Annotated in this window: 26 protein-coding genes and 1 tRNA gene (1 of these 27 only partly in view); 6 read left to right on the top strand and 21 right to left on the bottom strand. The window is 54.9% G+C overall.

Features of this window, described 5'->3' with window-relative positions:
• Nucleotides 1-6: 6 nt before the first annotated feature.
• Genes ulaD through ulaA form a run of 4 tightly spaced genes read right to left on the bottom strand, consistent with a single transcriptional unit; the run spans nucleotide 7 to nucleotide 2,865 of the window.
• Nucleotides 7-657, bottom strand: a complete 651-nt coding sequence (gene ulaD / locus HMPREF3178_RS10045; protein ID WP_004109088.1) for a 3-keto-L-gulonate-6-phosphate decarboxylase UlaD — start codon at nucleotides 655-657, stop codon at nucleotides 7-9.
• 12 nt (nucleotides 658-669) lie between these two features.
• Nucleotides 670-1,137, bottom strand: a complete 468-nt coding sequence (ulaC, locus tag HMPREF3178_RS10040) for a PTS ascorbate transporter subunit IIA (RefSeq protein WP_004109090.1) — start codon at nucleotides 1,135-1,137, stop codon at nucleotides 670-672.
• A 9-nt stretch (nucleotides 1,138-1,146) separates the two neighbouring features.
• Nucleotides 1,147-1,452 (bottom strand): PTS ascorbate transporter subunit IIB, encoded by a 306-nt coding sequence (gene ulaB, locus HMPREF3178_RS10035; RefSeq protein WP_004109091.1) that lies wholly within the window; start codon nucleotides 1,450-1,452, stop codon nucleotides 1,147-1,149.
• A 12-nt stretch (nucleotides 1,453-1,464) separates the two neighbouring features.
• Entirely contained in the window at nucleotides 1,465-2,865 is a 1,401-nt protein-coding gene (gene ulaA / locus HMPREF3178_RS10030) for a PTS ascorbate transporter subunit IIC (RefSeq protein WP_004109094.1), read from the bottom strand.
• Nucleotides 2,866-3,230: 365 nt separating this feature from the next.
• Here ulaA and ulaG point away from each other — a divergent pair, with 365 nt between their 5' ends.
• Together ulaG and ulaR are read left to right on the top strand one after the other, a co-directional pair.
• Complete coding sequence (gene ulaG / locus HMPREF3178_RS10025; RefSeq protein ID WP_017145082.1) at nucleotides 3,231-4,295, top strand: L-ascorbate 6-phosphate lactonase; 1,065 nt, start codon at nucleotides 3,231-3,233, stop codon at nucleotides 4,293-4,295.
• Nucleotides 4,296-4,401: 106 nt separating this feature from the next.
• Nucleotides 4,402-5,157: an HTH-type transcriptional regulator UlaR gene (gene ulaR / locus HMPREF3178_RS10020; protein WP_004109113.1), complete on the top strand. Its 756-nt coding sequence runs from the start codon at nucleotides 4,402-4,404 to the stop codon at nucleotides 5,155-5,157.
• Here ulaR and yjfP read toward each other — a convergent pair.
• Nucleotides 5,154-5,870, bottom strand: coding sequence for an esterase (yjfP, locus tag HMPREF3178_RS10015; RefSeq protein ID WP_004109116.1), 717 nt, complete (start codon nucleotides 5,868-5,870; stop codon nucleotides 5,154-5,156). The two genes, ulaR and yjfP, sit on opposite strands and share 4 nt — an antisense overlap.
• Before the next feature lie 202 nt (nucleotides 5,871-6,072).
• Here yjfP and bsmA point away from each other — a divergent pair, with 202 nt between their 5' ends.
• Both bsmA and yjfN read left to right on the top strand, forming a co-directional pair.
• Nucleotides 6,073-6,381: a biofilm peroxide resistance protein BsmA gene (bsmA, locus tag HMPREF3178_RS10010; protein WP_004109119.1), complete on the top strand. Its 309-nt coding sequence runs from the start codon at nucleotides 6,073-6,075 to the stop codon at nucleotides 6,379-6,381.
• A 137-nt stretch (nucleotides 6,382-6,518) separates the two neighbouring features.
• The gene (yjfN, locus tag HMPREF3178_RS10005) at nucleotides 6,519-6,794 is read left to right on the top strand and encodes a DUF1471 family protease activator YjfN (RefSeq protein ID WP_026055994.1); all 276 of its coding nucleotides are present in this window, start codon (nucleotides 6,519-6,521) and stop codon (nucleotides 6,792-6,794) included.
• On the opposite strand, the gene HMPREF3178_RS10000 is transcribed toward yjfN, so the two are convergent.
• The gene (locus HMPREF3178_RS10000; RefSeq protein ID WP_017145083.1) at nucleotides 6,785-8,422 is read right to left on the bottom strand and encodes an isovaleryl-CoA dehydrogenase; all 1,638 of its coding nucleotides are present in this window, start codon (nucleotides 8,420-8,422) and stop codon (nucleotides 6,785-6,787) included. The two genes, yjfN and HMPREF3178_RS10000, sit on opposite strands and share 10 nt — an antisense overlap.
• 105 nt (nucleotides 8,423-8,527) lie before the next feature.
• On the opposite strand from HMPREF3178_RS10000, the gene HMPREF3178_RS09995 reads away from it, so the two are divergent.
• Nucleotides 8,528-8,890, top strand: a complete 363-nt coding sequence (locus tag HMPREF3178_RS09995; RefSeq protein ID WP_017145084.1) for a hypothetical protein — start codon at nucleotides 8,528-8,530, stop codon at nucleotides 8,888-8,890.
• Between the two features lie 36 nt (nucleotides 8,891-8,926).
• Here the strand turns inward: HMPREF3178_RS09995 and rlmB are convergent, their stop codons facing one another.
• The 14 genes from rlmB to nnr form a co-directional block, all read right to left on the bottom strand.
• Nucleotides 8,927-9,658, bottom strand: a complete 732-nt coding sequence (gene rlmB, locus HMPREF3178_RS09990) for a 23S rRNA (guanosine(2251)-2'-O)-methyltransferase RlmB (protein ID WP_004109129.1) — start codon at nucleotides 9,656-9,658, stop codon at nucleotides 8,927-8,929.
• A gap of 88 nt (nucleotides 9,659-9,746) precedes the next feature.
• Nucleotides 9,747-12,194: a ribonuclease R gene (gene rnr, locus HMPREF3178_RS09985; RefSeq protein ID WP_016809365.1), complete on the bottom strand. Its 2,448-nt coding sequence runs from the start codon at nucleotides 12,192-12,194 to the stop codon at nucleotides 9,747-9,749.
• Nucleotides 12,195-12,231: 37 nt separating this feature from the next.
• Nucleotides 12,232-12,657, bottom strand: a complete 426-nt coding sequence (gene nsrR, locus HMPREF3178_RS09980; protein WP_004097980.1) for a nitric oxide-sensing transcriptional repressor NsrR — start codon at nucleotides 12,655-12,657, stop codon at nucleotides 12,232-12,234.
• A gap of 151 nt (nucleotides 12,658-12,808) precedes the next feature.
• Nucleotides 12,809-14,107 carry an adenylosuccinate synthase gene (locus HMPREF3178_RS09975; protein ID WP_004109135.1) on the bottom strand — a complete coding sequence of 433 codons (1,299 nt, stop codon included), beginning with the start codon at nucleotides 14,105-14,107 and terminating at the stop codon, nucleotides 12,809-12,811.
• Nucleotides 14,108-14,209: 102 nt separating this feature from the next.
• Entirely contained in the window at nucleotides 14,210-14,407 is a 198-nt protein-coding gene (locus HMPREF3178_RS09970; RefSeq protein WP_004097978.1) for a DUF2065 domain-containing protein, read from the bottom strand.
• 335 nt (nucleotides 14,408-14,742) lie between these two features.
• Nucleotides 14,743-15,747 (bottom strand): protease modulator HflC, encoded by a 1,005-nt coding sequence (hflC, locus tag HMPREF3178_RS09965; protein WP_004109137.1) that lies wholly within the window; start codon nucleotides 15,745-15,747, stop codon nucleotides 14,743-14,745.
• Between the two features lie 2 nt (nucleotides 15,748-15,749).
• Nucleotides 15,750-17,006, bottom strand: coding sequence for an FtsH protease activity modulator HflK (hflK, locus tag HMPREF3178_RS09960; RefSeq protein WP_004109140.1), 1,257 nt, complete (start codon nucleotides 17,004-17,006; stop codon nucleotides 15,750-15,752).
• A 65-nt stretch (nucleotides 17,007-17,071) separates the two neighbouring features.
• The gene (hflX, locus tag HMPREF3178_RS09955; RefSeq protein ID WP_004109143.1) at nucleotides 17,072-18,352 is read right to left on the bottom strand and encodes a ribosome rescue GTPase HflX; all 1,281 of its coding nucleotides are present in this window, start codon (nucleotides 18,350-18,352) and stop codon (nucleotides 17,072-17,074) included.
• A gap of 75 nt (nucleotides 18,353-18,427) precedes the next feature.
• Nucleotides 18,428-18,736 carry an RNA chaperone Hfq gene (gene hfq / locus HMPREF3178_RS09950; protein WP_004097968.1) on the bottom strand — a complete coding sequence of 103 codons (309 nt, stop codon included), beginning with the start codon at nucleotides 18,734-18,736 and terminating at the stop codon, nucleotides 18,428-18,430.
• An 89-nt stretch (nucleotides 18,737-18,825) separates the two neighbouring features.
• Nucleotides 18,826-19,776, bottom strand: a complete 951-nt coding sequence (gene miaA / locus HMPREF3178_RS09945) for a tRNA (adenosine(37)-N6)-dimethylallyltransferase MiaA (protein WP_017145085.1) — start codon at nucleotides 19,774-19,776, stop codon at nucleotides 18,826-18,828.
• A complete protein-coding gene (gene mutL / locus HMPREF3178_RS09940) occupies nucleotides 19,769-21,664 on the bottom strand; it encodes a DNA mismatch repair endonuclease MutL (RefSeq protein ID WP_017145086.1) in 1,896 nt (631 codons plus the stop codon). Before mutL ends, miaA begins: the two co-directional genes overlap by 8 nt.
• Before the next feature lie 10 nt (nucleotides 21,665-21,674).
• Entirely contained in the window at nucleotides 21,675-23,006 is a 1,332-nt protein-coding gene (amiB, locus tag HMPREF3178_RS09935; protein ID WP_016809368.1) for an N-acetylmuramoyl-L-alanine amidase AmiB, read from the bottom strand.
• Between the two features lie 16 nt (nucleotides 23,007-23,022).
• On the bottom strand, nucleotides 23,023-23,484 hold the full coding sequence (gene tsaE, locus HMPREF3178_RS09930) for a tRNA (adenosine(37)-N6)-threonylcarbamoyltransferase complex ATPase subunit type 1 TsaE (RefSeq protein ID WP_004109155.1): 462 nt from the start codon (nucleotides 23,482-23,484) through the stop codon (nucleotides 23,023-23,025).
• Nucleotides 23,477-24,988: a bifunctional ADP-dependent NAD(P)H-hydrate dehydratase/NAD(P)H-hydrate epimerase gene (gene nnr, locus HMPREF3178_RS09925; RefSeq protein ID WP_162098319.1), complete on the bottom strand. Its 1,512-nt coding sequence runs from the start codon at nucleotides 24,986-24,988 to the stop codon at nucleotides 23,477-23,479. Before nnr ends, tsaE begins: the two co-directional genes overlap by 8 nt.
• Before the next feature lie 13 nt (nucleotides 24,989-25,001).
• Between nnr and queG the strand changes: the two genes are divergently transcribed.
• A complete protein-coding gene (gene queG / locus HMPREF3178_RS09920) occupies nucleotides 25,002-26,141 on the top strand; it encodes a tRNA epoxyqueuosine(34) reductase QueG (protein WP_004109161.1) in 1,140 nt (379 codons plus the stop codon).
• A gap of 269 nt (nucleotides 26,142-26,410) precedes the next feature.
• On the opposite strand, the gene HMPREF3178_RS09915 is transcribed toward queG, so the two are convergent.
• Nucleotides 26,411-26,442 (bottom strand) — tRNA-OTHER (locus tag HMPREF3178_RS09915) (it continues 52 nt past the right edge of the window).

Here is a 26,442-nt window from a genome sequence, read left to right as displayed (position 1 = left end):
CGCTCCTTAGCCCCACAGTTGGGCGATAGAACGTTTGAACTGCCGGGCGGCTTCCACCGGCGAAGCGGCGTCGCGAATGCTGCGCCCGGCGATAAAGACGTGGATCGGAATTCCCTGGAACAGCGGCAAATCCTCCAGCGCCAGGCCGCCGGTGACGGTGACTTTAAAGCCCATATCGGACAGGCGTTTGATAGCGTTAATATCCGCCTCGCCCCATGCCACCCCGGCCGCCTGGGCGTCGCGGCTGCGGTGATAGACTACCTGCTGGATACCCGCTTCGCGCCACTCCTGCGCCTGCTCCCAGGTCCAGTAGCCGGTCAGTTCAATCTGAACGTCGCCGTTGAACTCTTTCGCCACGTCCAGCGCGCCTTTGGTGGTGTTGATGTCCGCACAGCAGATCACGGTTACCCAGTCAGCGTTGGCTTCAAAGCACATGCGGGAGAGGATTTTACCGGCATCGGCGATTTTAGCGTCCGCCAGCACGATTTTGTTGGGATAGAGCGCCTTCAGGTCGCGAACGGCACGAACGCCTTCAGCCACGCAAAGGATGGTACCGACTTCAATAATATCCACTTCATCGGCTATCAGGCGCGTCGTTTCATACGCGGAAGACATGGATTGATTATCGAGCGCAACCTGCAACATAGGTAATGACATTTTCTCTTCCTTTTAAACGGCCGCCGCCGTGGCGTTATCAATTAAATCCAGCACTTGCTGCGCGGTGCGGCAGGCGCGTAAACGGTCAAAATTGGCTTCGTCTTCAAACAGATTGACGATCTGCATAATGCCCACTTCCTGATGGGTATTGGCATCCACGGCCGCCATGGTGATCAGGATGTCGACCGGGTCGTTATCCTCATGATTGAAAACCAGCGGCGTTTTCAGCGTGACCAGCGCAAAGCCAGTTTTCTTGACCCCCTCTTCCGGGCGACCGTGCGGCATCGCCAGGCCGGGAGCTATCACAAAATAAGGGCCGTGCTGAGCTACGCCATCCAGAATGGCCTGGTAGTAGCGCGGCTCTACCACATCGGCTTTCACCAGCAAATCAACGCTCAGCTTGACGGCTTCCTGCCAGGTGCTGGCATCAGCCTGTAAAAGGATGGAGTTATTCTCCACCAGCGAATCACGTAATTTCATTTGGCGTCCTTACTTCACATCCTGCGGAAAGTGCGCTTTGATCACTTCCAGCAGTTTTGGGCCAAAATCCGCTGGCGAGAGCATGTTGCGTACGCCAACCACGTATTTATTGCCGGAGACGCTAATCTCACCGGCGATATGGGTGGAGGCGATGATAATGTCCGCGCCGTTTAGTTCGCTTTTATATTCCCCCACCGCGCAGCTGTTCACCGTGTGATCGATATTTGACTGGGTCAAAAACTGGTCCACCTTCATCTTCATGATCATGGAACTTCCTTGCCCGTTGCCACATACAGCCAGAATACGTACGGTCATAGTCAAAACTCCTTATTGAGCAGAAGCATCTGCCAGTTGTTTTTCCGCGTCCTCTTCAGCACGCAGCGTGCGCCCTGCGAAGAACATATAAGCCAGTGCAATAATGATGATGACGGCCATAAACGCGATACCGATGGAGGCGAAGCCCTGCATCATCGGCGGCGCCAGAATTGACCAGTCCGCCATGCCCATCCAGGCGCTCATGCCGGTCAGCTTCACCGCCCAGACGCAGCCAAAGATTTCAATCATTCCCATCACCAGGCAAATCTTGAGCGCCGCGCGCCAGCCGCCAAAGTGGTTAGCAAAGACGCCGATGGTGGCGTTCGAGAAGAACATCGGGATAAAGCCCGGAATAATCAGAATGGAAGAGCCGACGCCCACCAGAATACCGACGGCGATCAGCTGGCCGATGGTGCCCCACATAAAGCCCCAGACGACGGCGTTTGGCGCAAAGCTATAGATCGCCGCACAGTCAATGGCTAGCACGGCGCCGGGAATCAGGCGCTGGGAGATACCGTTGAACGCCTCGGAAAGTTCGGCGACGAACATGCGCACGCCCTGGGTGATAATGAAAATAGCCACGGCGAACGAGAAGCCCGTTTGCAGGATATAGACCGTCCAGTGGGTATTGCCCGCCATCGCCTGTACGGTATCGATGCCGAAGGAGAGCAGGATCGCGCCGAAGAAAATGGTCATCACAATGGCCGTGGAGACGATGTTGTCGTGAAAGATGTTCAGCCAGCCCGGCAGCTTAAGATCTTCAACGCTCTCCTCTTTTTTACCCAGATACGGAGCGACCTTGTAAGCAATCCATGAAGCGAACTGCTGCTGGTGACCGATGGAGAAGCCGCAGCCGTCGGTCACTTCCTGGGTCGGCTTGTACATCATGTTCGAGGTAATGCCCCAATAGAGCGATACCAGCACCGCCGTACAGATGATGGTCGTCCACATCGGGTAGCCGAATATGTAAAAAGAGACGGCAATCAACCCAGCCTGCTGGAACATGATGTGCCCGGTCAGCATGATGGTGCGAATACCGGTAATACGCCGCAGCAGGACGTAACAAATATTCAACGCCAGAGCTAACAGCACGGCATAGCCCACCCAGCTGTAGGCGTCTCCCATGCGTTCGATCGTGGCCATCATTGATGCGTAGGTATCGGAGATAGCCCCGTTAATGCCATAAACCTCAGACATTTTCGCCACTACCGGCTTAAAGGTGCTGGTCAGAATGCCGGAGCCGGCCTGCAACAGCATAAAACCGATAATAGTTTTAATCGTCCCTTTAACAATAACGCTGGCGCTTTTACGCAGCAGGATATAGCCCAGGCAGGTCACAATCCCCAGCAGTAGCGGGGCGTTAGTCATTACCTGGTTAAAGAACACGGTAAAGATGTGGTAGAGAATCTCCATAACACACTCCAGAAGGTGGACGCTCTGAACGCACGCTACGCTCAGGGTTTGTTGTTGGGATCACTCTAATAATCAAAAATAATCACAACAAGATTATATTTGATTAAATGTGACGCACGCCGCAAATAATCACACAATCCGCTATCGTATTAATTCTCATTTTCATAAAATAAAAAATAACACATTAAAATCAATAAAATATAATTCCACTTATATCATAAAATCTGTCTTAACCTCCGTTTACCCCTTAGGATTGCCCCCAGAACAGGCAAAATTCAGGATTGCAATCCTGAACAAACGATGCCAGTATTCTTCAAAACAAATCACAACGTGATTACTTTTGATAATATGTGAGGGGAAAATAAATGAGTAAAGTGCAAACCATCACCCGCGAATCATGGATCCTGAACACTTTTCCGGAATGGGGCAGCTGGCTGAACGAAGAGATTGAGCAAGAGCAGGTGGCGCCGGGCACCTTTGCCATGTGGTGGTTGGGTTGTACGGGCATCTGGCTAAAATCCGAAGGCGGAGCCAATATCTGCGTCGACTTCTGGTGCGGCACCGGCAAGCAAAGCCACGGCAACCCGCTGATGAAAACGGGCCACCAGATGCAGCGCATGGCGGGTGTGAAGAAGCTCCAGCCAAACCTGCGGACCACTCCGTTTGTCCTCGATCCGTTCGCCATTCGCCAGATCGACGCCGTGCTGTCTACCCACGATCATAACGATCATATTGATGTGAACGTAGCCGCCGCGGTCATGCAGAACTGCGCCGAAGACGTACCGTTTATCGGCCCGCAAACCTGCGTCGATCTGTGGATGGGCTGGGGCGTTCCGAAAGAACGCTGCATAGTGATGAAACCGGGCGATGTGGTTAAAATCAAAGATATTGAAATCCACGCGCTCGACGCCTTTGACCGTACCGCCCTGATCACCTTACCCGCGGAACAAAAAGCCGCGGGCGTGCTGCCGGATGGGATGGATCAGCGCGCGGTGAACTACTTGTTTAAAACGCCGGGCGGCAACCTGTACCACAGCGGCGATTCTCACTACTCTAACTACTACGCGAAGCACGGGAACGAGCACCAAATCGACGTGGCTCTGGGCTCCTATGGCGAGAACCCGCGCGGCATTACCGACAAAATGACCAGCGCCGATATCCTGCGCATGGCCGAGTCGCTGAATACCAAAGTGGTGATCCCTTTCCATCACGATATCTGGTCAAATTTCCAGGCCGATCCGCAGGAGATCCGCGTTCTGTGGGAAATGAAAAAAGACCGCCTGAAGTATGGCTTTAAGCCATTTATCTGGCAGGTCGGCGGGAAGTTCACCTGGCCGCTGGATAAAGACAACTTCGAATACCACTATCCTCGCGGATTCGACGATTGCTTCACCATGGAACCGGACCTCCCCTTTAAGTCCTTCCTCTAAGGCATCTCCGGCGGGAGCCCCCGCCGGAAATTATCCCCGTCAGCATTAGTATTTTCACCTGATTTCAAATATCATCTTTGCTTATCACTTTTAATCGGATTTGCTCATGACGGAAGCGCAAAGACATCAAATTTTACTGGATTTGCTGGCACAAACGGGATTTGTCACCGTGGAGCAGGTGATTTCCCGACTGGGAATTTCTCCGGCGACGGCACGGCGCGATATCAATAAGCTCGACGACAGCGGCAAACTAAAAAAAGTCCGCAACGGCGCGGAAGCCATCAGCGAGCAGCGCCCGCGCTGGTCACCAATGAATATTCACCAGGCGCAAAACCACGACGAGAAAGTGCGGATTGCACGTGCGGCTTCGCAACTGGTCAACCCCGGCGAAAGTATTGTTATCAACTGCGGCTCTACCGCCTTCCTGCTTGGGCAAGAGCTGTGCGGAAAACCGGTACAGATCATCACGAACTATTTGCCGCTGGCCAATTACCTGATCGATCAGGAACACGACAGCGTCATCATTATGGGCGGACAGTATAACCGCAGCCACTCCATCACCCTGAGCCCGCAGGGCAGCGAAAACAGCCTGTACGCCGGGCACTGGATGTTTACCAGCGGCAAAGGTCTCACCGCCGAAGGGCTATATAAAACCGATATGCTGACAGCGATGGCGGAGCAAAAAATGCTTAACGTCGTCGGTAAACTCGCGGTACTGGTCGACAGCAGTAAAGTTGGCGAACGCGCCGGAATGCTGTTTAGCCAGGCCGGGCAAATCGACCTGGTGATTACCGGAAAACAGGCGGATGAAGCGATCCTCAAGCAGCTTGAGGATCAGGGCGTTCAGGTGATTCGCGTTTAAAGATGGCGTTGAAAAAACGCCACCGTCGCCGCTAACGCCTCTGGCGTAATGCGGTGACGGACGCCCTTCTGCCAGAGGCAGGTTAACTTATCGGTCATTTCATGTTGCCGCAGCGCCTGCTGCAGACGGAAGGTCTCTTCCGGAGGCACCACATCATCTTCATCGCCGTGCCAGAGCAGCAGCGGCCGACTGGCAAGCGTCGCCAGCTGCTGGCTGACGTCCCAATCCGCCAGCTGCGCTGCATCAAATGAAGGCGAAGGGAAAAGCCTCTGCGAGAGCGTACTGAAATAGCCAGACCCCATCAGGCAGGCAACGCTTTTCAGCTCTGGATGATGGGTCATTATCCCCAGCGCCGTCATTCCGCCCATCGATGCTCCGGCAACCGCCAGCCTATCGTCAGCAAGCCATCCCTGCGCACGAATCGCCTCCTGTAATGCCGGAAATTCAGCAAAATTTTGCATCAGGATCGGCCAGAAGCGCTGCATCCGCCCTTGTTCATCTCCCTGATAGCGCGCACCGTGTTCGGCCGCATCGGGCATAATGACCCGAAACCCGGCCTCTGCCAGAGCAACGGCAAAGTAGCTGTAGACTAGCTTAGAAGAGGTAAATCCATGATAAAAGACGATGCAAGGCAGCGGTGAATCCGCAGCGCCGTGCGGGCACGCATGGAGAACTTCCCCACCCGCAAGGTTACGCATTTCTAGTGCAATCATTTACCGTCTCCTTTCTCTATAGTGGTGTGGTGCTATGTTATTACTCGAGTCTCTTGTTCGCACATGATTCATAATCTTGAGAACCAGATTACGCTTTCACGATATTTTCATTCGAAAATCGCGTACCGGATAACAATTTGGGAACATTCCCCAGAAATGAGATTCAGGCTACCACTACACTATGACTATCAGGAAACGAGATATGGCTATGCGTAGGTTTATACCCTGGCTATTGGCTATCGCTTTAAGCGGCTGTAGTGCGCTACAAGGGACGCCAGAAGCGCCGCCGCCAGCAACCGACCATCCGCAAGAGATCCAACGTAATCAGACGATGGGCTTGCAGAAGATGGGCACGGTGAGTGTCTTAAAGTACGGCTCACCGATGGATGTCGAGGCTGCGCTAAAAGTCAAAGCTGAAGCAGCTAAGGCGGATTACTACGTCATCATTATGATTGATGACACCATGGTTCCCGGCCAGTGGTATTCGCAGGCGATTTTGTACCGTAAATAGCGGTCAATCTTTAAGCCAGCTTTACACTGCTTTGCGCCCATTCACGTTCTCCTGTGCATAATAACGTTCGGCCAGCTGTAACCTGGCAGAACGTTAGCAACGGACTGCCCTCAGGACTATGTGAAATGGAGCTGACGATGAAACGAAATTTTTCCCTACCCAGCCTGATGTTGACCACCGTCACGGCCAATACCTCCGCGCAGTCAGCGGAGTTTGCCAGCGCTGACTGCGTGACTGGCCTGAACGAAATTGGCCTGATTTGCGTTAACAATATTTCCGGCAGCCAGCAGGACGTTGAACATGCTATCGCCTTGCAGGCCGATGAGCAGGGCGCGTCCTGGTATCGCATCGTCCAGATGTACGAAGAGCAGCAGCCGGATAACTGGCGGGTACAGGCCATTCTCTATGCCTGAGGCGCCTGACGTCCACGCCCCATTGCCCGTAGCAGCAAGTCGTCCAGCGTCTGCTCGTCCAGACGCATGCCGCCGCGCGTGTCGAGCATCATACGGCACCAGGCTTCCGCCAACGGCGGTGAAGCAACGCGTAATACCTGCGCGCCAGCGCCCAGCCTATAGACCAGCCGGGTAATTTCCCGCCCCTGCGCTTCCACAGGTCGCCGCAACCATTGCTGCAACTGCCGCCATGCGCGATCGAAATGACGGTTTTGCCCTTTCACTTCCGCGCACTCCGCCGCCAGTAGTTCAAGCGCCGCCGGCTGCTTCATCAGTACACGCATCACGTCCAGGCACATAATATTAGCGGAACCTTCCCAGATACTGTTTACCGGCATTTCGCGGTACAAACGCGGTAGTTCACTCTCTTCGCAATAGCCCGATCCCCCCAGCACCTCCATCGCTTCAGCGACGAAGGCGATCCCGGATTTGCAGACCGCAAATTTTGCCGCGGGCGTGAAAAGCCTTGCCCACAGCGCTTCCTGCGCATCACCGCGTCTGTCCCAGGCACGCGCCAGGCGGAACAGAAAGGCGGTTTGCCCTTCCAGCCGCAGCGCCATTTGCCCCAGAACCTGACGCATCATCGGTTGATCGACCAGATTTTTGCCAAATGCCTGGCGCTGCAGAGCATGATACAGGGCGACTGAATAAGCTCGGCGCATCAGCGCATGGCTGCCCAGCGCGCAGTCAAAGCGGGTCAGGCCCCCCATCTTAAGAATCTGACGGATGCCATCGCCCTCTTCCCCGATCGGCCAGCCGCAAGCATTGTAAAACTCAACCTCGCTACTGGCGTTCGCGCGGTTACCTAATTTATCTTTCAGCCTTTCCAGGCGTACGCCGTTACGCTGACCGTCCGGCAGCAGGCGCGGGACAAAAAAGCAAGAGAGTCCCGCCGGCGCCTGCGCCAGCACCAGATGAGCATCGCTCTGCGGTACCGAGAAAAACCATTTATGACCGATAAGATGATAAAAGCCTTCGGCGGTTTTTTCCGCACGCGTCGTGTTGCTCAGGACATCGGATCCCCCCTGCTTTTCCGTCATCCCCATTCCGATAAGCAGCCCTCGCTTCTGGTTACCCGGCGCCAGATGCGGATCGTAGCGATCGCTTAGGAGCGGCGATAGCCAGTCGCTAAAAGCCCCGGGTAAGGAGCGCTGCAGCAATGGAATAGCGGCAAAGGTCATCGTGACGGGGCACAGGGTTCCCGCCTCGACCTGCGCATGCAGCATAAAGCGGGCAGCGCGGGCAACGAAGGCGCCTTCGCGAGCGTCATCCTGCCAGGCAAGGTTATGCACCCGGTTAGCGCATAATCCTTGCATCAGCAGATGCCAGGCGGGATGGAAACGAACATCGTCAAGCCGCGATCCCGTCGCATCATAGCGCAATAGTTCCGGCGGATTACCGTTAGCCAGACGCCCCAGCTCCAGCGATTCTGCCGTCCCCAGCTGTTGGCCAATACTCGCCAGCAGATCGCCATCCCAGCCCGCGCCTTCGCGGACAACGGCTTCACGCAGGGCGGTATCGGACAGGAATAAGTTGCTGTTACACAGCGGCGCGGGTTGATTAAATACGGTATGAGTTTGCCAGTGCATGATGTTTCCCTCCTTCAATGGCTCTGCCGATAAGTATGGACAACGGCGCACTTTCCGTCAGAGAACTCTGTTATAAAGTTCTCTCACAATCTGAAAGGGAATTTCATGATTCATTTAATTATTGAAGATCGGGAAAACGCACTGACCTATATTCCGCTTATCCGTCGGCATCTACCCCATCTGGCGATTAACGCCATCAAGCAGAACCTGAACGCTTCGGGCTACGTTACCTCATTTGATGAAAGCAAAATTTGCGACGATATCCTTGAAGAGCAGAATCCCGTTGGAAATTTTCTCAATCTCATCAAGATATTAAAAAATCGGGGCGCGCAGCTTAAATTCATCGAGCAAACGGGAGATGAACTAGGAGAGGCGTTATCCTTAAGCCAGCTATTGAACTATGTGGAAAGAGGTCTGGAAATCGCCCGTCAGACGGAACGAGAAGATGAACAGGCAAGACGAAGATAAGCCATCCCGGAGAATGGCTTATACAGGAAGAAGAGATTAGCTGCGCTGACGCACCGCTTCAAACAGGCAAATCCCGGTGGCGACCGATACGTTCAGCGACGAGACGCTGCCGGCCATCGGAATGCTGATCAATTCGTCGCAGTGCTCGCGGGTCAGGCGTCGCATGCCTTCACCTTCCGCGCCCATCACCAGCGCCAGCGAACCGGTCATCTTGCTCTGGAACAGCGTATGGTCGGCTTCACCCGCGGTACCGACGATCCAGACGTTCTCTTCCTGCAGCAGACGCATGGTGCGTGCCAGGTTGGTGACGCGAATGAGCGGAACGTTCTCCGCCGCGCCGCAGGCGACTTTTTTCGCCGTGGCATTCAGCTGCGCGGAGCGATCTTTGGGCACAATCACCGCATGTACGCCTGCAGCATCAGCGCTACGCAAACAGGCGCCGAGGTTGTGCGGATCGGTCACGCCGTCGAGGATCAAAAAGAATGGCTGATCGAGAGAAGCGATCAGATCCGGCAGATCGTTCTCCTGATACTGACGTCCGGGCTTCACGCGGGCAATAATTCCCTGATGAACGGCGCCTTCGCTTTTCTCATCGAGAAACTGGCGGCTGGCGACCTGAATCACTACGCCCTGTGCTTCCAGAGCATGGATCAGCGGCATAAGGCGCTTATCCTCACGGCCTTTCAGAATAAAGACTTCCTGAAAACGCTCAGGTGCGCGCTCCAGCAGTGCCTGCACCGCGTGGATGCCGTAAATCATTTCACTCATTTATCTACTCGTTTTAGGTTCTGTTATCAGTTCCCTTCACCCCGACCACTGCGGAATAACGCAAGAAGCCAGGGTAAAGGAAATCTCATTACTCAGCTATTTTCTTTTTCGCCGCGCGCCTGGCTTTGGTCGCAGCAGCTATCTTTTGGGTTTTCGCCGACGGCTTCTTCGCTTTCTTCTCGCCTTTTGGCTGAGCGGCCTTCGGCTGGGATTGACCTTTCGGTTTACGGAATGCGCTATCCGGCTCGAAGTTTACCTGCTTACCAGCCTGGCGGCGACGTCCGGAAGCTTTACCTGCCGCCCCTTTCTTCGCCTTTTCACGCTCGGTCTTACCGACGTTGCGCGGGGCGCGCTCGCTGGAGATAAGCGAGAAATCAATTTTACGCTCATCCATATTCACCGCTTCAACGCGTACTTCAACGCGATCGCCCAGACGATAGGTTTGACCGCCGGATTCACCGATCAGACGCTGTCCTACCTGGTCGAAACGGTAGTAATCGTTATCAAGGGAAGAGACGTGCACCAGACCATCGATAAATAGTTCATTAAGACGTACGAAGAAACCAAAGCCGGTCACGCTGGCAATCACGCCCTTAAAGACGTTACCGACCTGATCCAACATGAAATCACACTTCAACCAGTCCGAGACATCGCGCGTCGCTTCATCAGCACGGCGCTCGGTCATCGAACAGTGCGCCCCCAGTTGCAGCATCTCATCCATGCTGTAGTGCCAGCCGCCGGTCTCAGTGCTATTACCTTTATGCCCTTGCTCTTTCGCCAGTAAATACTTGATCGCGCGATGCAGCGACAGGTCAGGATAGCGGCGAATCGGCGAAGTAAAGTGAGCGTAAGATTGCAGCGCCAGACCAAAGTGGCCGCGGTTTTCCGGATCGTATACTGCCTGTTTCATCGAGCGCAGCAGCATAGTTTGCAGCATCTCAGCGTCAGGACGGTCGGCGATAGACTCCAGTAATTGCGCATAGTCGCGCGGCTCCGGCTTGTTGCCGCCAGGCAGCTCAAGCCCCAGCTCTGCAAGAACCGAACGGAATGCGGTAATCGCTTCGGTGCTTGGTTTGTCATGGATACGGAACAGCGCCGGCTCCTCGGCCTTCTCAACGAAGCGCGCCGCGGAAATGTTCGCCAGGATCATGCACTCTTCAATCAGCTTGTGCGCGTCGTTACGCTGAGTCTGCTCAATACGTTCAATACGACGTTCAGCATTAAAGATGAATTTAGCTTCTTCACTCTCAAATGAGATACCGCCACGCTCTTCACGCGCGCCGTCCAGCACTTTGTAGAGGTTGTGTAGCTCTTCAATGTGCTTGACCAAAGGCGCGTACTGCTCACGCAGATCCCGATCGCCCTGCAGCATATGCCAGACTTTGGTATAGGTCAGACGGGCATGAGAGCTCATCACCGCTTCGTAGAATTTGAAGCCGGTGAGACGACCCTTAGCCGAAATCGTCATTTCACAAACCATACAGAGTCTGTCGACCTGAGGATTCAGTGAGCACAGGCCGTTAGAGAGTACTTCAGGCAGCATGGGAACGACCTGCGACGGGAAGTAGACCGAGGTGCCGCGGCTGCGCGCCTCGCCATCCAGCGGCGTACCAGGACGCACGTAGTAGCTCACATCGGCAATCGCCACCCACAGACGCCAGCCGCCGCCGCGTTTCTTCTCGCAGTACACGGCATCATCAAAGTCACGGGCATCTTCGCCATCAATAGTAACCAGCGGCAGATTACGCAAATCCACGCGACCGGCTTTCGCTTCTTCCGGTACCTGCTCTTTCAGGCCAGCAACCTGTTTTTCTACTGCTGGCGGCCAGACGTAGGGGATTTCATGGGTGCGCAGAGCCATATCGACCGCCATGCCGGTACCCATGTTGTCGCCGAGGACCTCAACAATTTTGCCGACCGCTTTGGTGCGCCGGGTTGGACGCTGGGTCAGCTCAACCACCACTACAAAGCCCATCCTCGCGCCCATGATCTCTTCGGGAGGAATCAGGATATCGAAGCTCAAGCGGCTATCATCAGGCACAACGAAGCCTACGCCCGCTTCGGTAAAGTAGCGGCCCACAATCTGGCTGGTTTTGGGCACCAGCACGCGGACGATACGCGCTTCCCGGCGGCCTTTACGGTCGGCGCCTAACGGCTGCGCCAGTACCTGATCGCCGTGAATGCAGGTTTTCATCTGCTCGGACGACAAATAAAGGTCATCTTTACGGCCTTCAACGCGCAGGAAGCCATAACCGTCGCGGTGGCCAATAACGGTCCCCTTTAGCAGATCGAGACGTTCCGGCAGCGCATAGCACTGACGACGCGTAAAGACCAGTTGACCATCGCGTTCCATTGCGCGCAGTCTGCGGCGCAATGCTTCTTGTTGTTCTTCGCCTTCAATATTCAGCTCAATTGCCAGCTCATCTCGGCTGGCCGGTTTTTCACGTTTTGCTAAATGATCGAGGATAAATTCCCGGCTCGGGATTGGATTAGCGTATTTTTCAGATTCGCGGTCCAGGAAAGGATCTTGTGACATGTCGGTTCCTCCGTTGTCATCTCCAGTGAAGTTTACGTCACTCCACCAGTAATAATTTATAAAGCGGTTGATTCTTTTCAACCAAATCGGCCAGCGTGTAGTTATCCAGTTCCTTGAGAAAACTTTGCGCGGCTTCAGCAAGCGCCTGTTTCAGACGACAGGCGGGCGTAATATGGCAAAATTCACTGCTGCAGTTGACTAAAGAGAGCGGCTCCAGATCGCGAACCACATCACCCACGCGAATCATATTTGCCGGTTTCCCCAGACGAATTCCGCCGTTCTTTCCCCGAACCGCCGTCACATAACCCACGCGGCTCAGCTGATTGATTATCTTAACCATATGATTACGGGAAACGCCGTAAACCTCCGTCACTTCGGAGATACTGGTCATTCTTCCATCCGGCAGCGACGCCATATAAATCAGCGCGCGTAGTCCGTAATCAGTGAAACTCGTTAACTGCACAATCAACCTCAGGGAAAAGAAAAACAGAGTGCGTCGGTAGACGTAATTACTATTGATGATAAACCAGCCAGCGCTCAGGCCGCTAATTTATTTAAATGGGGCGGGCGAACAGCAAAAACAAGAGGCGCCTGAACGGCGCCCCTGGAGATAATTATGCGTCGAAAGGATCGCGCAGAATCATCGTCTCGGTACGGTCAGGACCGGTAGAGATAATATCAACCGGTACGCCGGTCAGCTCTTCAATGCGGGCGATGTAGTTCAGCGCTGCCTGCGGCAGACCGCTGCGCTCTTTCACACCGAAGGTGGTTTCAGACCAGCCCGGCATTGTTTCATAAACCGGCTCAATACCTTCCCAGTTGTCGGCAGCCAGCGGAGTGGTGGTCACTTCACGGCCATCCGGCATACGGTAGGCAACGCAGATTTTAACTTCTTTCAGGCCGTCCAGGACGTCAAGCTTAGTCAGGCAGAAACCAGACAGGGAGTTAATCTGCACCGCACGACGTACCGCAACGGCATCCAGCCAACCGGTACGACGACGACGGCCGGTGGTGGCGCCAAACTCGTTACCCTGTTTACACAGGAACTCGCCGGTTTCATCAAACAGCTCAGTCGGGAACGGGCCTGCGCCTACGCGAGTAGAGTAGGCTTTGATAATACCCAGAACGTAATCAACATAACGCGGGCCCAAACCGGAGCCGGTCGCCACGCCACCTGCGGTGGTGTTGGAAGACGTTACGTATGGATAGGTACCGTGGTCGATATCAAGCAGCGTACCCTGCGCGCCTTCAAACATGACGAAATCGCCACGCTTACGCGCCTGGTCAAGCAGATCGGAAACATCAACCACCATGGAGGTCAGGATGTCGGCAATCGCCATCACGTCATCCAGAACTTTCTGGTAATCAACCGCTTCAGCTTTATAGAAATTCACCAGCTGGAAGTTGTGATATTCCATCACCTCTTTCAGTTTGTCAGCGAAGGTAGCTTTATCAAACAGATCGCCAACGCGCAGACCGCGGCGAGCCACTTTATCTTCGTAAGCCGGGCCGATACCGCGACCGGTCGTACCGATAGCTTTCGCGCCGCGCGCTTTCTCACGCGCAACATCCAGCGCAACATGATATTCGAGGATAAGCGGACAAGCTTCAGAAAGCAGCAGACGCTCGCGAACAGGGATACCACGGTCTTCCAGACCTTTCATCTCTTTCATCAGCGCAGCCGGAGACAGCACCACACCGTTACCGATGATGCTGGTGACATTCTCACGAAGAATTCCTGATGGAATGAGATGGAGGACGGTTTTTTCACCGTTGATTACGAGAGTATGGCCGGCGTTGTGACCGCCCTGATAGCGCACAACATATTTAGCCCGTTCAGTCAGGAGATCGACGATCTTCCCTTTACCTTCGTCACCCCATTGGGTGCCCAGTACGACGACGTTGTTACCCATTTTTCAAAATCACCGTTTGCTTAAAAATGGATTCTACCATCGCTTTTTCAGAGTTACAGCACTTTTTGCACTCAAAAGACGGTAAATTAGTCTACTTTGCGCTCAGCCAATCGTTTTCCTCAACATGTAGTAGATGACGATGCCGGCAACCACAAGTCCCCCGCCAAAGCGGCGTAATAAATTATCCGGTAGCTGGCTCATCGTGGCGACCATACGGCGCCATGCGCGGGGATAAAGCAGCGGTCCAAGCCCTTCAAGTACTAAAACCAGCGCCAGTGCCAACCAGATTGTTGAGTTCATTATTCACCTTTATTTAAATGCAGCCAGTACAGCACCAGTCGCTCACTCGCGTTGAGTTGCACTCACTTCACATTCTCCGCTATTTCATCAATGTTATGAACCGGCTTTATGAAACGAAATACATAACAACCTGTTTTTTCTTAATTTCAATGATCGATTAGCGTACTAACCCCAGAAACGAAGATAATGAATTAAGCGCTGGTTTTATAAATGAAGCATTCTCGCAAAACGTAGCATCCGTGCGTTCATTGAATAAAAAACACCGCGGTAATTAATCGCTTTCATCATGTAAAAAAGGCGCCCTGATGGACGCCTTTTTGCATACTCATTGCTTATCAGCGAGTCGCTGCCGCTGGAGATTTCATATAGCGGAAGAAATCACTGTCCGGACTGAGAACCATCACGTCCTGATTGCTCTTGAAGCTGTTCTCGTACGCACGCAGGCTACGGATAAAGGCGTAGAATCCTGGATCCTGACTGAATGCATCAGCAAACAGTTTTGCGGATTCCGCATCGCCTTCACCGCGCAGGATACGCCCCTGGCGCTCGGCTTCCGCCAGCGTTTTGGTGACTTCATAGTCCGCAGTCGCGCGCAGTTTTTCAGCTTCTTCCTGGCCCTGTGAGCGATGGCGACGAGCTACCGCTTCACGCTCAGCGCGCATACGGTTGTAGATCGCTTCAGACACTTCAGCAGGCAGGTTGATCTGCTTAATACGAACGTCGACGACTTCAATACCCAGCGCCGCCATACTGTTCGGGTTGATCACCTGAACCTTACCGTTCGTTTCTGCTTCAACTCGCTCCGCCGCTTTGGCAATTGCATCATCGGCAGCCGGCGTACTGACTTCATCTTCTGTGCCCGCAGAGCCTGAGTTCAGGGCATCGCGCACTTCCAGGGTCAAACGACCGCGGGAGTCGGTCACGATGTCTTTCACATCCAGACGACCAATTTCAGAACGCAGACGGTCGGAGAATTTACGCTTCAACAGTACTTCGGCCTGGGAGACGTCACCGCCGCCGGTAGCCAGGTAGTAACGGCTAAAGTCGCTGATGCGCCACTTGATATAGGAGTCAACGATCAGGTCCTTTTTCTCTTTGGTAACAAAGCGGTCGGCCTGATTGTCCATCGTCTGAATACGCGCATCGAGCATCTTCACGGATTCAATAAATGGAATCTTGAAGTGAAGGCCAGGCGCATACACCAGCGGTTTGTTTTCATCGTCGCGCAGAACTTTACCAAAACGCAGCGTGATACCGCGCTCGCCCTCTTTGACAACAAAGATGGACATATAGAGCACCACCAGCACGATGACAATTATCGCGATAACAGATTTACGCATCGTTATTCCCCCTGACGCTGGTAGTCGTTACGCTGCGCGTTGGCGCGGCGTTGGTCCATAATGGTGCCTCCCGTAGAGGTAGAAGCGTTACTGGCGCTGCTTGAGCTGGATGCAGGCGGCAGACGCAGCAGATCGCTTGCGCCACTGCTATCACTCTTTGCCGCTGGCGCGCCAGCGCCTTTCAGCATCTGATCCAGAGGCAGAACCATCAGGTTGCTCCCCTTATCGTTAACCAGCACTTTGCGAGTATGGCTCAGCACTTTTTCCATGGTTTCGATATACAGACGCTCGCGGGTGATTTCCGGAGCCGCTTTATACTCAGGCAGAATTTTTGCAAAGCGAGCCACTTCACCCTGCGCTTCAAGAACGGTCTGGGTCTTGTACGCACGAGCCTCTTCAAGGATACGCTGCGCCTGACCGTTAGCCCGTGGCTGAACTTCGTTGGTGTAAGCTTCCGCTTCACGAATGTACTGCTGTTCGTTTTCACGTGCGGCAATCGCATCATCAAATGCGGCTTTCACTTCCTCCGGCGGACGCGCCGTCTGGAAGTTGACGTCCAGCAGGGTGATACCCATGTTATACGGACGAATCGTCTCTTCCAGCTCACGCTGGGTATCGCTACGAATGACGGTACGCCCTTCGGTCAGGATACGGTCCATCGTGTATTTACCAATAACGCCACGCAGCGCGCTGTCGGTTGCCTGACGCAGGCTGTCGTCAGCGCTGGTCACGCTAAACAGATAGCGTTCCGGGTCGGTCACGCGGTACTGTACGTTCATCTCAACGCGCACGACGTTTTCGTCTGACGTCAGCATGACGCCGGAGGCCGCCAGTTCGCGCACCGACTCAACGTTAACCGCCTGAACGTTATCAATGAAGGTGGGTTTCCAGTTAAGGCCAGGCTCAACCAGATGGCTAAATTTACCAAAGCGAGTGACGACGCCACGTTCAGCTTCTTTAATGGTATAGAAACCGCTGGCTGCCCAGATAATAACCGCAGCGGCGGCAACGATGCCGACGATACGTCCGCCCATAGGCCCGCGTGGTCCCTGTGAGCCGCTACCGCCGCCCAGTCCACCTTTCCCGCCGCCCAGGCCGCCAAGTTTTTTACTTAGCTTACGGAAGATATCATCCAGATCGGGAGGTCCCTGCTCGCGACCACCTTTGTTGCCATTTCCCCCAGAGTTGCCGCCTTGGTTATTGCTGCTTCCCCACGGGTCGCGGTCCTGTCCGTTATTACCGGGCTGATTCCACGCCATGTATATGCTCCATATTTGTTTTTGATATCCCCACAGGGGTTAATATCTTCAGGCAAGCTGCAAGGTCAAATCACGTATTCAACCAGCGCTGGCTCTTGTTTACAGAGGCGACGCCAGTCAACGATCGGCATGCGCACCTGCAGACCAACGCTACCGTCATCCTCCATCCACTCTTTCTCTATCGCCTGAAGCTGATAGAATCGGCTTCTCAACCGGCCTTCCTGCGGCGGCAGGCGCAGCGTATGCTGAGCCACTTCACCAGAGAGCCGTTCCGTCAAAGCCTGAAAAAGCAGCGGTACGCCAACCCCGGTCTGGGCGGAAAGCCAGACCCGAATCGGTTTGTTTTCTTCATCCCGATCGATACGCGGCTCAAAATCATCCAGCATGTCGATTTTATTCATGACCAGCAGCGCCGGGATCTCATCGGCCTCGATTTCCGCGAGTACCGTATTTACTGCGTCAATATTTTCCTGCACGCGAACATCCGCCGCATCAATGACATGCAGCAGCAGCGTCGCCTGGCGCGTCTCCTGGAGAGTCGCTTTAAACGCGGCCACCAGATCGTGCGGCAGATGACGAATGAAACCTACGGTATCCGCCAGCACGGTTTCACCAACATCAGGGACATCGATGCGGCGCAGCGTCGGATCCAGAGTGGCGAACAGCTGGTTCGCTGCATAGACCTCAGCTTCAGTTATCTGATTGAACAGCGTGGATTTACCGGCGTTGGTATAACCGACCAACGACACGGTGGGTATATCGGCTTTGGCCCGTGACCGCCGTCCTTGCTCGCGCTGTTTTTCAACTTTTTCCAGTCGCGACAGGATCTGCATAATACGGTTACGCAGCAATCGGCGGTCAGTTTCGAGCTGGGTTTCACCCGGGCCGCGCAAACCAATCCCGCCTTTCTGTCTTTCAAGGTGGGTCCAGCCGCGAACGAGGCGAGTCGCCATGTGGCGCAGCTGCGCCAGCTCAACCTGCAGTTTCCCTTCGTGGGTACGCGCTCGTTGGGCAAAAATATCTAAAATCAGGCCGGTGCGATCGATAACCCGACATTCGCATAAGCGTTCGAGATTTCGTTCCTGCGCCGGACTCAGGGCATGATCGAAGAGCACGACCGATGCACCGGTCGCTTTTACGGCTTCCGCAATTTCGACAGCTTTACCTTCACCAACAAAATACTTCGGGTGCGGTGCTTTACGGCTACCGGTAATCACCTGCATTGCTTCGACACCGGCGGAAGAGGCCAGAGTTTCAAACTCCTGGAGATCTTCCATATCTTTGTCTTGCGAAAAATAGATGTGTACCAGTACCGCCTGCTCACCGGCATCATAACGGTCAAACAAGCGTAAACCCCTTATAAAATACCAGCGGGGAACGCAGAAAACCTGGCTCCCCGACGTGGAAAAACAGCATCTGCCTTATTCGGCGTCTTCGCTGTCTTGCTGCGGTGCAGAAGAACCCTGCGCACCACCACCGTGGTGATAGTTGTTAGTACCGCCGCCAGCATTGTTGCTGTGGTGTGACACCGGGCGAGACGGGACAACGGTAGAAATTGCGTGCTTATAGACCATCTGGCTGACCGTGTTTTTCAACAGGATCACGAACTGATCGAAAGACTCAATTTGCCCTTGCAGCTTAATACCATTCACCAAATAAATAGAAACCGGAACACGTTCCCGACGCAAAGCGTTCAGGAACGGATCTTGTAAAGATTGCCCCTTAGCCATTCTCTCTTTTCCTTATATGTATGCTTGTTTTGTACTCAGAACCTTACGATTCTTAAAAATTACGCACGATACCGTTCAATTGTACACGTTCAGTCCAGGCTAGCACCAACAACCTGTAATACTTTGTTGAACGCTTGTTCAGGTTGTTCACTGTCTAACCAGTGAATACCTTCCCAACCGCGCAGCCAGGTAACCTGACGTTTAGCTAACTGTCTCGTGGCGCAAACACCTCGATAAACCATTTCATCATACGGGATCTCGCCATTAAGGTAAGACCACATCTGGCGATATCCGACACAACGAATGGAAGGCATATCCGTATGCAAATCTCCCCGGGCAAAAAGCGCCCGCACTTCTGCTTCAAAACCTGAAGCCAACATCTGATGAAAACGCTGTTCTATGCGCTGATGGAGCAGTTCACGGCTCGCCGGGGCGATGGCGAACTGGTGCACCTTATACGGCAGAGCATCACCTGACGTTTGCGTCAGCTCCGTTAAAGTTTTACCCGAAATGAAAAAAACTTCCAGTGCTCGGGAAAGTCTTTGCGGATCATTTGGATGAATACGCGCTGCGGCAACGGGATCTATTTCCTGTAGCTGCTGGTGTAACGCGTTCCATCCCTGCTCTGCGGCCTGTTGCTCAATCCGCGCTCTGACCTGCGGATCTGCCGAAGGCAAAGGCGACAATCCTTCCAGCAACGCTTTGAAATACAACATTGTTCCGCCAACCAGTAGCGGAATACGCCCGGCCGCAACGATATCAGCCATCTCTGCCAGCGCATCGCGACGGAAATCCGCCGCGGAATAAGCCTCGGCCGGGTCCAGAATATCCAGCAGGCGATGCGGCGCAGCGCTCAGCTCCGCGGCATCGGGCTTGGCCGTACCGATATCCATCTCTCGATAGATTAGGGCTGAATCAACGCTAATCAACTCTACTGGCAAAACTTTACGCAGGGCGATAGCCAATGCGGTTTTACCAGAGGCCGTCGGGCCCATTAAAAATATTGCCTTAGGCAGGCTTGCCTCGGTTACATCACTCATCTTTCAGGGCATTCATCGCCGAATGTAAATCAACAGGTTGTAACAGGCCACCCGGCGGCGCTTTAACCAGCTGCGGACATAAACGCTCGATATCCGCCAGGACGGCAATCGCCTGCGCCATATTCCACTGCGCATGTTCGCTCGCCAGATTACGCGCTATCCACTGAGCAATATTGTCGGCGTCGCATGTTTTTTGCTGCGCCAGGTAGCCTATCAGTTCAGGAATCAAGATTTGTAAATTTTGTTGTCTTAAGGGTAAAGGCACTGCGCGGATCGTCACGTAGTGCGCATCGGACTGCAGTTCAATACCGACTTCTGCCAGCGCCGACTGCGCCTGCTCAAGCGCGTCCTTTTCCGCCCCGGACACTTTTATCCGCAGCGGGATAAGCAGCGGCTGGGCACAGACCGCCTCCGCGCCCGGCGTTAGCTGCGCCTGGCGTAGCCAGCGCTCGGCAACCGGCAGGGCCAGCAGCGCAAGCTTACCGTCGCGCTCCAGCAGCGCACAGTCGTTATCGACGATCGTCAGCACGCGGCCAAAACTTTGGCTATGGCCTGCCAGGCCTTCCGCTACCGGCGCAGGAGATTTTGGTTTTCGCTCCGCGGCCGGAGTATCCAGCAGTTGGCGATAGAGCGCCCCCTGCTGTTTTTGATAACCTGGCTGCGCATGCGGCCAGCCGGCTCCGCCAGATGACCCCGTGGCAGCGGATTCTCGCGAGCCGCCGGTGCTGGTATTAAAGCGCGGCGCGACGGGCTCGTCACGATAACGGGGAGCGGCGGTTTCACGCGCGACGGCGGGCTGGGCAAAATGATTGCCGCCTGCCGCAATGCGGTTTTCAGGTACCTGACGCGACGCGGGTTCTGCGCCCTCTTCTGCCAGAGGAGCGTTCAGCTGCTGCTGCAGAACGCTTAGCACGCCTTGATAGATAAAATCGTGCACCAGGCGCGACTGATGAAAACGCACCTCATGCTTGGCCGGGTGCACGTTCACATCCACCTGATGCGGGTCTATCTTCAGGTACAGCACAAAAGCGGGCTGCTGATCGGCGCCCAATTTGTCTTCGCAGGCCTGACGGATCGCGTGATTAATCAGGCGATCGCGCATCATCCGTCCGTTGACATAGCAATACTGAATCTCCGCCAGCGTCGGATTGGTATGCAGAGGATCGGCCACCCAGCCGCTGAGGGTCAGGTCGCCGTGCTGCCACTCGATAGCCAGAGCATGTTCGAGAAACGGCAAACCGCAGATTGCGCCCAGACGCCGTTCGCGCTGGCCATCCTGCGATACCGCCCGGTACTGGCGCACGGCCTTTCCGTTGTGGCTGAGGTTAATGGTCACGTCAAAGCGCGCCAGCGCGATGCGCCGTACGATCTCGTCGATATGGCCAAACTCGGTTTTCTCAGTGCGCATAAACTTGCGCCGGGCGGGGGTGTTATAAAACAGATCTAGTACTTCCAGCGTCGTACCCACCGGGTGGGCCGCCGGCTTCACGGTTACTGCCTGATCGCGTCCTTCGGCATAGGCCTGCCAGGCCTCCTGCTGATCCTCGGTACGCGAGGTCAACGTCAGGCGAGCGACTGAGCTGATACTGGCCAGGGCTTCGCCGCGAAAACCGAGGCTAATTATCGCTTCAAGATCATCAAGCGAAGCAATTTTACTGGTCGCGTGGCGAGCCAGCGCCAGCGCCAGCTCGTCTTTTTTAATGCCGCAGCCGTTATCGCGGATGCGGATTAACTTCGCGCCGCCGCGCTCAATATCAATATCGATGCGCGTCGCCCCGGCATCGAGGCTATTTTCCACCAGCTCTTTAACCACCGACGCCGGTCGTTCCACCACTTCACCTGCGGCAATCTGGTTGGCGAGCTGCGGCGGTAGAACCTGAATCGGCATGGCCGTCTCCTTAATTTAACAGCGTCCCATCTGACGAACCTGCGCTGGCAGTCTGCGCGGCTGCCCCGCGCGGCGCGGATTGTAGAGGATGTTGCATAAAGTAGTTACGCAGACCGTTATAAATGGCCTCTGCGACCTGCTGTTGATAAGCATCGCTGCCCAGCAGCCGCTCTTCGCCGTTATTACTGATAAACCCCGTTTCCACCAGGATTGACGGGATATCCGGCGAGCGCAGTACGCCGAGGCTGGCATGTTCAGGACGACGCTTATGTAAATCGCCGATCCGCTGCAGCTGGCTCAGCACGTTAGTCGCCACATCATACCCGACGCGCTGGGAATGGCCGAACTGTAAATCCAGCACCGCCTGGCTCAGGTAAGGGTCCGACTGGCTGTTGGCCAGCACATCGCCTGCACCGCCCAGCAGTTCGGATTGTTTCTCATGTTGCTCGAGCCAGCCGGCCATTTCGCTGTTCGCGCGACGGTTGGAAAGCACCCAAACCGATGCTCCGGTAGCATCGCGATTCGGTGCAGCGTCGGCGTGAATCGAGACAAGGAAATTGGCGTTTTGCTTACGCGCGACGTCAGAACGCCCCATTACTGAAATGAAATAATCGCCGTCGCGCGTCAGCACGGGTTTGAACTGAGGATCGGCATTCAGCAGCGCGCGGAGCTTACGCGCAATAGCAATGGTCACATTCTTCTCTTTAGTGCCGTTCGGACCAATCGCTCCCGGATCCTGGCCACCGTGACCGGCATCAATGGCGATAATCACTTTATCGTCGCTAGAAACGGTACGTGCCGCAGGACGCGTTACGCTGGTCGTACTGGTCACCGCAGTCAGGCGGTCGTTATCGGCTTTAAACGGGTTGCGCGCCGGCTCGCTCGGACGCACGGGCTGCGCCACGGGCCGTTCTGCCTGTTTCACCACGACACGCGGTGGCGGAGGCGGAGGCGGTTCATCGGCATTAATCGTAAACACCACGGTATAGTTAGAACCGTTCTGCTGTTTCACCGCGCGCGTTTTGCCGTCGGCGGTTAAATCCACCAACAGACGCAGCGACTGGGTATCCTGCGGCGCTCCGGAACGAATGCTTTTTACCAGATTATTGCCGCTAAACTGCAGCGGCAAGCCCTGGAGTACGCCGCTCTGTTTGATATCCAGCGCGACGGTGCGTTTGCCCTGCGGGCTAAACGAATATTCAGGGTCGCCGATAAAACTTATGGTAATACGGGCCTGCCGATCGCCATTTGAGACCTGGATATCGGATAAACTTGCCGCAGTGGCCTGAATGCTGAACAGCATCAGTGCGGCGGTCAGCCAACTGGTTAAGCGATACATCATCCCGTCGTCCTTCAGGCTAATTAGCCAAACGCGCCAATAAAGACTCACCCAATGAGGAGACCGCAGTTACGCGCGCCTCACGCCCTTGAGCCTGATATTCAAGGTGAATTTCAACATCCGGTTCCGGCAGTACGCCTGTACCCTGCTGCGGCCATTCCACCAGGCAGATGGCGTCGTCGGTAAAATAATCGCGGATCCCCATAAACTCGAGCTCTTCAGGGTCCGCCAGGCGATAGAGATCGAAGTGATAGACCATCAACTTATCGAGACTATAAGGCTCGACAAGGGTATAGGTCGGGCTTTTAACGTTGCCGCGGTGACCGAGAGCCTGAAGGAAACCGCGGCTAAAGGTCGTCTTACCCGCCCCTAAATCGCCGTACAAATAGATGACCGTCGCGCCAGTGCATGCCTGCGCTACGCGGTTGCCAAGGCTGAGAGTTGCCTGCTCGTCGGGTAAAGGAATCACTCGATTAATCATGGTCTACGTCAATCACATCCGGGTTAACAACACGCCTGAGCGTGGAAAAAAGATCGGTCGCCAGCATGCCGCGGGTGCCGTATCTGGCCGCCAGACGATCGGCGGCTTCGCCATGAGCAACGCATCCGGCACAGGCGGCATCATACGGCGTCAGCTGCTGGCCTAACAACGCAGCAATTATGCCGGTCAGGACATCGCCCATTCCGCCGCTGGCCATTCCGGCGTTGCCGGCATCGATAATACCCGTCTCGCCAGCGTCACTCGCCACGATCGTACCTGCGCCTTTCAGCACAACGACGCCGCCATAACGTTTTACCAGACGTTGTGCAGAATGTAAGCGATCGCTTTCAATTTCTGCCGCACTCACGTTCAGCAGACGAGCGGCTTCGCCGGGATGCGGCGTCAGCACGCGATTGTGACGTTTATCGGGATTGATTGCCAGCAGGTTCAGCGCATCCGCATCCCAGACCATCGGTTTGCGAAAATTCTCCACCTGGCGCAGCGCATTTTTACCCCACTCGCCCTGCCCCAGACCCGGCCCAATCGCGACGACATCCGCCCATTGCAGACTCTCTTCGAGAGAGCGGGAGGTCAGCTCATGGACCATCAGTTCAGGCCTGGCGGTCAGAATGGGCGCAATGTTGTCCCGGTGAGTCAGGACTCGCACCAAGCCAGCTCCCGCGCGCAGAGCCGCCTCGCCGCTCATGCGGATGGCTCCCGCCGTACCCGGTTCGCCGCCGATAATGACCAGCTTCCCGTGGTCGCCTTTGTGCGACGTTGGGCGTCTGGGCGGTAGCCAGTCGGCAAGCTGCGAGGCATCGAAGCGACTAAGCGCCGTCGTCTGGCCTGCCAGCCAACCCTCAAGCCCCAGGGCGTGGTGATGCAAGCGGCCAACGACATCGCGAGCCTTGCCGGTCAGCAATCCGGGCTTAAGCGCGATAAAGGTGATGGTATGAGCGGCCTGGATAACCGCACCCGGCGTTGTCCCCGTCTGCGCATTCAGACCTGAGGGGATATCCAGCGCCACAACCGGCGCCGGATGGGCATTAACGCGCGCGATAAGCTCCGCAACGTTTTCCCGTGGAGCGCTCTGTAATCCGGTCCCGAGCAGGCCGTCAATAATTAGCGTGATATCTTCTGGCCAGGCGATGTCGGCGGCATGAATCGTACCGCCGGCGTTGAGCCACTCTTCACGCGCGGTACTGGCCTCTTTCGGCAGCGGCTTCTCGCTATCCAGCGCCACCAGCGTGACCTGAATACCTCGCGACTGCGCCAGGCGAGCCACCACGTAGCCGTCGCCGCCGTTATTGCCGTGACCGCAGAGAATCAGCCAGCACCGGTTTTCAGGATAGTACTCGTAAGCCCGTTCAAAAGCCGCTTCGCCCGCACGACGCATCAGCTCGTATAACGTCAGCCCGAGGGCATCCGCCGCCTCTTTTTCCGCCCGCCGTAGCGCATCCGCCGACCAGATGATATGTGGTATACTGTCAGCGTTTTTCGTCATCGTATGGTCCATCATGTCACAGCCCCTCGATCTCAATCAGTTAGCGCAGCAAATCAAACAATGGGGCACAGAGCTGGGGTTCCAGCAGGTCGGTATTACCGATACCGATCTCAGCGCCAGCGAACCTAAACTGCAGGCGTGGCTGGATAAACAATACCATGGCGAAATGGAGTGGATGGCGCGTCATGGCATGATGCGCGCGCGACCTCATGAACTCCAGCCCGGTACGCTCCGCGTGATTAGCGTCAGGATGAACTATCTTCCCGCTAATGCCGCTTTCGCCCGAACCCTGAAAGATCCCGCGTTGGGTTACGTTAGCCGTTATGCCCTTGGACGGGACTATCACAAGCTGTTACGTAATCGCCTGAAAAAATTAGGTGAGATGATTCAGGGGCAGTGTGCTTCGCTCAATTTTAGACCTTTTGTCGATTCCGCGCCGATTCTTGAACGCCCTTTAGCCGAAAAAGCGGGGCTGGGATGGACAGGTAAGCACTCACTCATCCTTAGCCGCGATGCCGGCTCGTTCTTTTTCCTCGGCGAATTGCTTATCGATCTCCCTCTTCCCGTCGACCAGCCCGTTGAAGAAGAGTGCGGACGCTGCGTTGCCTGCATGACCATCTGCCCAACCGGCGCCATCGTCGAGCCCTATACCGTTGATGCCCGGCGCTGTATCTCCTATCTGACTATCGAACTGGAAGGCGCTATTCCGGAAGAATTTCGTCCGCTGATCGGTAACCGCATATACGGCTGTGATGACTGCCAGCTGATTTGCCCGTGGAACCGCTTCGCGCAATTAACCGATGAAGATGATTTCAGCCCGCGTCAGGCGCTGCATGCCCCGGCGCTGGTAGAACTGTTCGCCTGGAGCGAGCCCTGGTTTTTAAAAGTGACGGAAGGATCGGCCATTCGCCGTATTGGTCATCTGCGCTGGCTGCGTAATATCGCCGTTGCGTTGGGCAATGCGCCCTGGAATGAAGCGAACCTGCAGGCGCTGGAAAGCCGCCGGGGTGAGCACCCACTTCTCGACGAACATATCGAATGGGCGATTGCGCAGCAAATTGCAAAAAGAAATGCCAATGTGATTGAGGTGCAACTACCGAAAAAGCTACGGCTGGTCAGGGTGGTTGAAAAAGGGTTACCGCGCGACGCCTGATTCATTCACAGGGTGTGAATAAAAATAAAAACACATTGCGTTTCAACATGCAGACGTTCGTCAAGCGATCGAGTTAACACTTTGAAATGAAATTTTATTCTTATATTTCAACAATATAGATAAATACTATTTACATAGTGAAGTATTTTTCGGGATTAAGGCAAAAGATTAACCTGTGGATAAGTCTGTTCACAGTATTTTCTGGACAGGACGAAAATCATCCGCGGCGCGTGATTGCGCTGTGGATAAATCAGGTATAAGAAGAAATTTGGAGCGGGAAACGAGACTCGAACTCGCGACC

Source organism: Klebsiella sp. HMSC09D12, from assembly GCF_001808475.1.
GTDB classification, from domain to species: domain Bacteria; phylum Pseudomonadota; class Gammaproteobacteria; order Enterobacterales; family Enterobacteriaceae; genus Klebsiella; species Klebsiella oxytoca.
This window is presented reverse-complemented; position numbering and strand designations above follow the sequence as displayed.

Coding starts and splice junctions, on each gene's coding strand:
- ulaC (WP_004109090.1), bottom strand. CDS start 1,137: ATGAAATTACGTGATTCGCTGGTGGAGAATAACTCCATCCTTTTACAG.
- hfq (WP_004097968.1), bottom strand. CDS start 18,736: ATGGCTAAGGGGCAATCTTTACAAGATCCGTTCCTGAACGCTTTGCGT.
- bsmA (WP_004109119.1), top strand. CDS start 6,073: ATGGCTATGCGTAGGTTTATACCCTGGCTATTGGCTATCGCTTTAAGC.
- ulaR (WP_004109113.1), top strand. CDS start 4,402: ATGACGGAAGCGCAAAGACATCAAATTTTACTGGATTTGCTGGCACAA.
- HMPREF3178_RS09975 (WP_004109135.1), bottom strand. CDS start 14,107: ATGGGTAACAACGTCGTCGTACTGGGCACCCAATGGGGTGACGAAGGT.
- rlmB (WP_004109129.1), bottom strand. CDS start 9,658: ATGAGTGAAATGATTTACGGCATCCACGCGGTGCAGGCACTGCTGGAG.
- ulaD (WP_004109088.1), bottom strand. CDS start 657: ATGTCATTACCTATGTTGCAGGTTGCGCTCGATAATCAATCCATGTCT.
- miaA (WP_017145085.1), bottom strand. CDS start 19,776: ATGAGTGATGTAACCGAGGCAAGCCTGCCTAAGGCAATATTTTTAATG.
- yjfN (WP_026055994.1), top strand. CDS start 6,519: ATGAAACGAAATTTTTCCCTACCCAGCCTGATGTTGACCACCGTCACG.
- HMPREF3178_RS09970 (WP_004097978.1), bottom strand. CDS start 14,407: ATGAACTCAACAATCTGGTTGGCACTGGCGCTGGTTTTAGTACTTGAA.
- HMPREF3178_RS10000 (WP_017145083.1), bottom strand. CDS start 8,422: ATGCACTGGCAAACTCATACCGTATTTAATCAACCCGCGCCGCTGTGT.
- tsaE (WP_004109155.1), bottom strand. CDS start 23,484: ATGATTAATCGAGTGATTCCTTTACCCGACGAGCAGGCAACTCTCAGC.
- hflC (WP_004109137.1), bottom strand. CDS start 15,747: ATGCGTAAATCTGTTATCGCGATAATTGTCATCGTGCTGGTGGTGCTC.
- hflK (WP_004109140.1), bottom strand. CDS start 17,006: ATGGCGTGGAATCAGCCCGGTAATAACGGACAGGACCGCGACCCGTGG.
- mutL (WP_017145086.1), bottom strand. CDS start 21,664: ATGCCGATTCAGGTTCTACCGCCGCAGCTCGCCAACCAGATTGCCGCA.
- ulaA (WP_004109094.1), bottom strand. CDS start 2,865: ATGGAGATTCTCTACCACATCTTTACCGTGTTCTTTAACCAGGTAATG.
- nnr (WP_162098319.1), bottom strand. CDS start 24,988: ATGACGAAAAACGCTGACAGTATACCACATATCATCTGGTCGGCGGAT.
- rnr (WP_016809365.1), bottom strand. CDS start 12,194: ATGTCACAAGATCCTTTCCTGGACCGCGAATCTGAAAAATACGCTAAT.
- ulaB (WP_004109091.1), bottom strand. CDS start 1,452: ATGACCGTACGTATTCTGGCTGTATGTGGCAACGGGCAAGGAAGTTCC.
- amiB (WP_016809368.1), bottom strand. CDS start 23,006: ATGATGTATCGCTTAACCAGTTGGCTGACCGCCGCACTGATGCTGTTC.
- yjfP (WP_004109116.1), bottom strand. CDS start 5,870: ATGATTGCACTAGAAATGCGTAACCTTGCGGGTGGGGAAGTTCTCCAT.
- ulaG (WP_017145082.1), top strand. CDS start 3,231: ATGAGTAAAGTGCAAACCATCACCCGCGAATCATGGATCCTGAACACT.
- queG (WP_004109161.1), top strand. CDS start 25,002: ATGTCACAGCCCCTCGATCTCAATCAGTTAGCGCAGCAAATCAAACAA.
- HMPREF3178_RS09995 (WP_017145084.1), top strand. CDS start 8,528: ATGATTCATTTAATTATTGAAGATCGGGAAAACGCACTGACCTATATT.